Annotated in this window: 7 protein-coding genes; 1 reads left to right on the forward strand and 6 read right to left on the reverse strand. The window is 63.5% G+C overall.

What is annotated here, in order from left to right; all coding sequences use genetic code 11:
- Window positions 1–231: 231 nt before the first annotated feature.
- Window positions 232–1,461: a tyrosine-type recombinase/integrase gene (locus tag AC5LXK_RS16760; protein WP_019255966.1), complete on the reverse strand. Its 1,230-nt coding sequence runs from the start codon at window positions 1,459–1,461 to the stop codon at window positions 232–234.
- Window positions 1,462–1,703: 242 nt separating this feature from the next.
- Window positions 1,704–3,098 (reverse strand): tRNA uridine-5-carboxymethylaminomethyl(34) synthesis GTPase MnmE, encoded by a 1,395-nt coding sequence (mnmE, locus tag AC5LXK_RS16765; RefSeq protein WP_493389800.1) that lies wholly within the window; start codon window positions 3,096–3,098, stop codon window positions 1,704–1,706.
- Between the two features lie 329 nt (window positions 3,099–3,427).
- Between mnmE and AC5LXK_RS16770 the strand changes: the two genes are divergently transcribed.
- Window positions 3,428–3,862: a transcriptional regulator gene (locus AC5LXK_RS16770; RefSeq protein ID WP_034190192.1), complete on the forward strand. Its 435-nt coding sequence runs from the start codon at window positions 3,428–3,430 to the stop codon at window positions 3,860–3,862.
- Window positions 3,863–3,971: 109 nt separating this feature from the next.
- Here the strand turns inward: AC5LXK_RS16770 and yidC are convergent, their stop codons facing one another.
- From yidC to rpmH, 4 genes are all read right to left on the reverse strand, one after another.
- The gene (yidC, locus tag AC5LXK_RS16775; RefSeq protein ID WP_493389801.1) at window positions 3,972–5,639 is read right to left on the reverse strand and encodes a membrane protein insertase YidC; all 1,668 of its coding nucleotides are present in this window, start codon (window positions 5,637–5,639) and stop codon (window positions 3,972–3,974) included.
- Between the two features lie 8 nt (window positions 5,640–5,647).
- Complete coding sequence (gene yidD / locus AC5LXK_RS16780) at window positions 5,648–5,914, reverse strand: membrane protein insertion efficiency factor YidD (RefSeq protein WP_493389802.1); 267 nt, start codon at window positions 5,912–5,914, stop codon at window positions 5,648–5,650.
- 75 nt (window positions 5,915–5,989) lie between these two features.
- Entirely contained in the window at window positions 5,990–6,451 is a 462-nt protein-coding gene (gene rnpA / locus AC5LXK_RS16785; protein WP_039364627.1) for a ribonuclease P protein component, read from the reverse strand.
- A 15-nt stretch (window positions 6,452–6,466) separates the two neighbouring features.
- Window positions 6,467–6,601 carry a 50S ribosomal protein L34 gene (gene rpmH / locus AC5LXK_RS16790; RefSeq protein WP_004198824.1) on the reverse strand — a complete coding sequence of 45 codons (135 nt, stop codon included), beginning with the start codon at window positions 6,599–6,601 and terminating at the stop codon, window positions 6,467–6,469.
- Window positions 6,602–7,023: the final 422 nt, after the last annotated feature.

Raw genomic sequence — 7,023 nt, forward strand, 5'->3', positions numbered from 1 at the left:
GAGCTTCTTTGCGCGTAGCGTTCCAGCAGGGAGGCCCATTCGATTGCGGCGGCGAAGTCGGCCACCACGGCAACGCGTACCGCAGGCAGTTGTACCCGGACTGTTCCCAAGATATATGAGTGTTTGGGAACAACTTGGGAACAAAATAATCCAGACAAATCAATCCTCTACGCCATCTGTTCCCAACGTTCCCGCTGTTCCCATGCATTTCATTCCGGCAACGCGTATCAACTACCCATTCGCCGCGAATTTACCGAGGATCACCTTGCGCCCCTCGTCTATCTGAGCCTCAACGAAAGCGGCCCACAGGGCGAGGATGTGGCGGCGCTGTTCGGCGTACTCCGCACGGTTGTAGACGCCCTTGATTCCCGTGATGGTGTGCGAAAGCGCCTTCTCGATTGCGTCTGACGGCTGCCCCATCTCGTGAAGGTGCGTGCTGGCGGTGCGCCGGAAGTCGTGCAGCACAAAGTGCTGAACCTCCATATCGAGCGCCCGTACGGCTTGGTTTAACGTGCTCTTGGCGATTGGCCGGTCCGCGCCGCGAGATGAAGGAAACACGTACTGCTGGCTCGTGCGCGTTTCATACAACTCGCGCAGCATCAGCACGGCCTGCGGAGCAAGGTAGACCCAATGCTCACGGGGTTTCTTCATCCGATCAGACGGGATACGCCAGACGGCGGCATCCAGGTCGAATTCGGACCATCTAGCCTCGATCAATTCAGACTTGCGTACCATTGTCAGCACCAGCAGATGAATCGCCAGCTTCAACGGTCGGCGGATACTCGATGCATAGACGACGCGCAGCACGTGCCCGAGTTCGTCGGGAGATAGCACGCGGTCGCGGCTCTCCTGCGTGGCGATAAAACGGGCAACTACCGCCTGCGCCGGATTGATCGTCACGAGCTGGCGCGCAATCGCGTATTCGTACATTCGCTTGATGACATTGCGGGTGTGCAAGGCCATCTTCGGCGCTCCGCGCTTCTTGATCCGGTCGCAGATTGCCAGCACATCGCCGGGGGTCACTTCGGAAACCGGCTTGCTGCCGAGCGCCGGATACACGTCCTTTTCGAGTGCGCGTTTCGTCGTCCGCTGATACTCGGCCGACTTGTCCGCCATCTGTTGTTCGAGCCAGTACGCCGCGAACTCACGCACGGTATTGAGCGCCTTGGTCGTACCCCGGTCTTTCCGAGCATCCGCGACCGGGGAAACGCCACCTGCCACGATCTCCGCATATCGGCGGGCGCGCTCACGAGCAGCCGCCAAGCTGACTGCCGGATATTCGCCAATCGTCACGGGCGGCTGGCGCTTGCCATGGAGCGAGTAGCGGTAGCGCCAGAATTTCGAGCCTGATGGCATCACCTCCAAAATCAGACCGCCCCCGTCAGAGACAGGATAGCGGGCCGCTTTCGGTTGCAATGCCTTGACGCGGGTATCGGTCAGCGGTTGAACGACTTTCGGCATGGTCTTCCCCTTTGGCATACAGATTCTTGATGTTTACCCCGGCCGGAAACGCTTACCAGATAAGGCCATGAGGTGTTTTTGGCATACAGGATTTCGCGCATAGGCGCGGTGTATGCCATCTTGTATGCCAAAAACCGCTAGTTGTCGATTGGTAAACTTTGGGGAATATGGGGAGTCGATCTATATCTGGCGTGGCTTTGCGGCTTCTTTCTTGTGGAACTTAGGTGACGGCGGGTGACTACTTATTTTCCAATACAAAACCTGCTGAAAATCACCCCCAGCAGATCATCCGAAGTGAACTCCCCGGTAATCGCATTGAGCTGCTCTTGCGCGAGCCGCAGCTCCTCGGCAAACAGGTCGAGCGACTGCGCGCGCTGCTCCGCATGATCGGCCGCCTGCGCGAGATGTTCCTGCGCGGCCCGCAGCGCGATCAGATGCCGCTCCCGCGCGAGATACACGCCTTCGGCCCCAGCCTGCCACCCGGCGATCCGCAGCAGCTCCGCGCGCAGCATGTCGATCCCGTCGCCGCGCTTCGCCGACAGATGCACTTCCGTCAGGTCGCCTTCCGCCGCCGGATGCTCGACGCACGCCGGCACGCCGGTCAGATCCGTCTTGTTCAGCACGCGCACGACCGGCACCCCGTCCGGAAACCGCGCGGCGATCGTCACATCGTCCGGCGTCATCCCCGTGCGCGAATCGAGCAGATGCAGCACGACGTCTGCGCGCTCGATCTCGCTCCACGTGCGCGCGATCCCGATCCGCTCGACTTCATCCTCCGTCTCGCGCAGCCCGGCCGTATCGATGATGTGCAGCGGAATCCCTTCGACCTGGATCGTCTGCGCGACCTTGTCGCGCGTCGTGCCGGCAATCGGCGTGACGATCGCCAGCTCCGCGCCGGCCAGCGCGTTCAGCAGCGACGACTTGCCGACGTTCGGCTGCCCCGCGAGCACGACCGACAGCCCTTCGCGCAGCAGCGCACCCTGTCGCGCATCGCCAAGCACATGCGCGAGCAGCGCGCGGATCTTCGCGAGCTTGCCGCGCGCGTCGGCCGCCTCGAGGAAGTCGATCTCCTCTTCCGGGAAATCGAGCGTCGCCTCGACCAGCATCCGCAGCGTGATCACGTCGTCGACGAGCGCATGGATCTGCCGCGAGAACGCGCCGTCGAGCGAACGCCCGGCCGACCGCGCAGCGGCTTCCGTACTCGCCTCGATCAGGTCGGCGACGGCCTCGGCCTGCGCGAGGTCGAGCTTGTCGTTCAGGAACGCCCGCCGCGTGAACTCGCCCGGCTCCGCGAGCCGCAGCCCGAAGCCGCGCCCCGCATCCAGGCAGCGCTGCAGCAGCAGCTGCATCACGATCGGCCCACCGTGCCCCTGCAGCTCGAGCACGTGCTCGCCGGTGTACGAATGCGGCGCCGGGAAGTACAGCGCGATCCCACGGTCGAGCGGTGCGCCATGCTCGTCGAGGAACGGCACGTAGCTCGCATGACGCGGCGCGAGCTTCTGCCCGCACAACGCGTCGATCAGCGGCAGCGCGGCCGCCTCGCCGCCACGCCCGAACGACACGCGGACGACCCCGATGCCGCCCCGGCCGGCAGCGGTGGCAATGGCGACGATCGGATCGGAATCGGTAGCGAGCATGGGAATCGGGTGATGAGGGTGAAAATGGTGCGCCCGCGCAACAGTTCGGGCATCGGAACGCCGGCATTGTAGCGTGCCGGCTCACACGCCATCGGCCGCCCCGCCTGATTAGGACTCGCCCGAATTTATCCCGCCAGGGATAAGCCGAGTATCAGTCCGGCACAATGACTTGACCAGCGTTTCGGACGAGTATGCCAGCCGGAGCGGCTTGACGATTCGCCCCCAAATTCCGCCATCCATCTCGACGAGAGCCGGGATTCGCCTGAACAGGATACGCTTAGCTCATATGGTTGTCTGAAACGCTGCGCTGGAATTGCACAATCTCCCCCATGCCGACATCCGAAGAAAAAGCCGCGTTCTCGGAACGCCTGAAATTCGCCCTGCGGCGCAGCCCGGAGAAGGTCACCGGTGCGACCGAGCTGGCGAACCGATTCAATCTGCGCCACCGCGGAACGCATCCCGTTTCGCCGCAAACCGCGCACAAATGGCTGACGGGCCGCACGATTCCGACGTCGGACAAACTCGAAACGCTCGCCGAATGGTTGCGCGTCGAAGTGCACTGGCTGCATTACGGGCCGTCGCCGAGCGTGATCGAACACCCGACGCCGCAACCGCTGCCGCGCGACGAGCGCTATCCGCCGACGCCCGAGACGATCGAACTCGCGTCGAAGATCGAGGCGCTGTCTCCGCACCAGCGCTACCTCGTGCAGGAGCTGGTCGAGCAGTTCTACGGCGATCTGAAACTCGAAGCGAAGAAAGCCTGACCGGGAGCGGCGCGCGCCGCCGCCGGGAAACAAAAAAGCCGCATGGACGAACCATGCGGCTTTTTTTCGTGCGTCGCGGGCGGCTGGCCGCCCGCGGCTACGACAGGCGTCAGGCAGGCTTCTTCTTGCCGCCGCCGAGCTTGCGCGTGATGTAGTACTGCTGCGCGATCGACAGTACGTTGTTCACGACGTAGTACAGCACCAGGCCGGCCGGGAAGAAGAAGAACATCACCGAGAATGCGATCGGCATGAACTTCATCATCTTCGCCTGGACCGGATCCGGCGGCGTCGGGTTCAGGCTCGTCTGCACGAACATCGACACGGCCATCAGCACCGGCAGGATGAAGAACGGATCGCGCTGCGACAGGTCGTGAATCCACAGAATCCACGGCGCGCCGCGCATTTCGACCGACGCGAGCAGCACCCAGTACAGCGAGATGAACACCGGGATCTGGATCACGACCGGCAGACAGCCGCCGAACGGATTGACCTTCTCGGTCTTGTACAGCTCCATCAGCGCCGAATTCATCTTCTGCGGATCGCTCTTGAAGCGTTCGCGCAGCGCCTGCATGCGCGGCGTGATTTCCTTCATGCGCGCCATCGACTTGTAGCTTGCAGCCGACAGCGGGAAGAACACGGCCTTGATCAGGAGCGTCAGCAGCACGATCGACCAGCCCCAGTTGCCGACGTAGCTGTGGATCTTCTCGAGCAGCCAGAACAGCGGCTTCGCGATGATCGTCACCCAGCCGTAATCCTTCACGAGCTCCAGGCCCGGCGCGATGCCTTCGAGCATGCGCTCTTCTTCCGGACCGGCGAACAGGCGCGCCTGCACGTCGGCCGACTGGCCCGGGGCGATCGCGGCGACCGGCTGCTTCACGCCGACGCGGTACAGCGTCGGATCGATCTTCTCAGCGTAGATGTCGCGCTTCACGCCCTGCTGCGGAATCCAGGCCGACGCGAAGTAGTGCTGCACCATCGCGACCCAGCCGTTGTCGGCGGAGGTCACGTAGTCGGCCTTGTTCTTGTCGAGGTCGCTGAAGTTGATCTTCTGGAAGTGCTTCGCTTCCGTGTAGACCGCCGGCCCGAGGAACGTGTGCGAGAACATCGGCGTTTCGACGGCCGTGTTGTCGCGGACGAGTTCCATGTAGACCGTCGGCGTGACAGGCGCCGTGCCGACGTTGTCGATCTTGGTGTCGACGCCGATCACGTAGCTGCCGCGCGTGAACGTGTAGGTCTTCACGACCTTCACGCCGCCCTTCACCGGCGATTCGAACGACAGCTTCAGCGCGTTCTGATCACCCGTCAGCGACGTCGAGCCGGGGTTCAGCTGCGTGTAGACGTCGTTGTGGTTCGGGAAATCGCCGCCGAGCAGGCCCGTGCGTGCCAGATACGTGTGGCCGGCCGTGTGGTCGAACAGCGTGATGTACAGGTCGGGCTGCTTGCCGTCGCCTTGCTTCTTCAGCGTCAGCTTCGCGAGCGTGCCGCCGCGCGTGTCGATCTCGCCGTCGTAGACGTCGGTCGAGAACTTCACGAGCTGCGCCTGGGCGGCCGGTGCCGTCGTCGACGGTGCGGCGCCCGCTGCGGCGGCAGGTACGTCACCTGCGGTCGTCGTCGTTGCGCCCGGGCCCGACGCGCCGCCGGCAGCGGCCGCGGGGGTCGTCTGCGTGGCACTCGGGAAGAACATCGACGGGCGTCCATGGGACCGCTGCCAGTTGTCGTACAGCATGACAGCTGACATGAAGAAGATCACCCATAGGACGGTGCGTTTGATATCCATGCGTTGTCTCAGAGTCGATGGGACCGCGCGTCGGCTTCGCCGTTAGCGCGAGTGTCGGAGTTGGGCGGCGGGACGAGGTCGATGCCGCCCGCGGAAAACGGATGGCATCGGCACACGCGCCTGACGGCGAGATACGTGCCGCGCGCGGCGCCATGATACTGGATTGCCTCGCGCGCGTAATCCGAACAGGAAGGATAAAAACGGCAACGGTTGCCGAGCATAGGGCTCACGGCAACCTTGTAGAAGCGCAGCAAGGCGATCAATACCGTTTCCATACCTTGGGCGGCGCCGTACGACGCCGCGTCAAAACCGGCCGGGCAGGCGCGAACGCCGCGCCAGGCACGGATGCGTCACTCGGACGCGGGCTTCGACGCGCGGCGAGCGATTTCCCGGACTGCCCTGTCGAGCAGTTCGCGGATTTCGGCCGCACACATCGCCGCGAGCGGGGCGGAAGCCGCGCTCGGCAGCGCTTTCTTGTCGAAGCGCGTGTGCTGCCGCAGCAGCAGGTCGTAACCGGCGAATTCGGCCCGGCGCAGGCGAAACTGATCGCGAGCCAGCCGCTTCACGAGGTTACGTGTTACTGCACGCGGCGCATACTTCTTGCCGACGACGAGCCCCAGCCGTGCGGGCTGACCGGTCGGCTTGCCGTAAATCACGAAGTGCGCGGAACGCCGCCAGGGGCGCAAACGAAAAACGGATGAAAATTCATCCGTTTTCAGAAGTCGCGCAGCTTTCGGGAAGGCGGCTTTCGTCTGCGACGGATTCGCACCCGGCTCGACGGCACCTTCCGCAGGACTGCGGACGGCGGACACAGCGCGCAACCTGCCTTAGATGGCCAGGCGCTTGCGGCCCTTCGCGCGGCGAGCGTTGATGACCTTGCGGCCACCTGCCGTCTTCATGCGGACACGGAAGCCATGGGTGCGCTTGCGGCGCGTCACGGACGGTTGGTAAGTACGTTTCATGATGTTCTCACTTGTTCGAGAATGTCGACATTCAGGGGACCGCGTGCCCTTAACCGGAGGCATTCGGGCGAACGCAATCGCCGGGAATACAGGATTGGTTTTCGCGGAACCCGCTATTTAATCCGTTTTTCCGTTGGCGGTCAATACTTTAGGAGTCGATCGCCTGTGCACGCCCCGCGCGATCCGGCCCCGCACCCCACACAGCCAGCCTGTGGATAACTCGCGCTGTGGTCGCTTTTGGCGGTAGAATCTCGCCTTATCTCCAAGAATCCCGCACGCCGCTTCGGCCCGCGCCTGCCCCTCCACGACTGTGACGCAGGCGTCCCGAGGCACGCTCGCACGACCGCTTCGGGCCTTGTTGCGCGACCGCGACAAGGGCGCCGGCGAGCCGCGCTGTGCACGCAAAAAACGACAGTTACTTG

The sequence above is a fragment of the Burkholderia pulmonis genome, assembly GCF_984667975.1.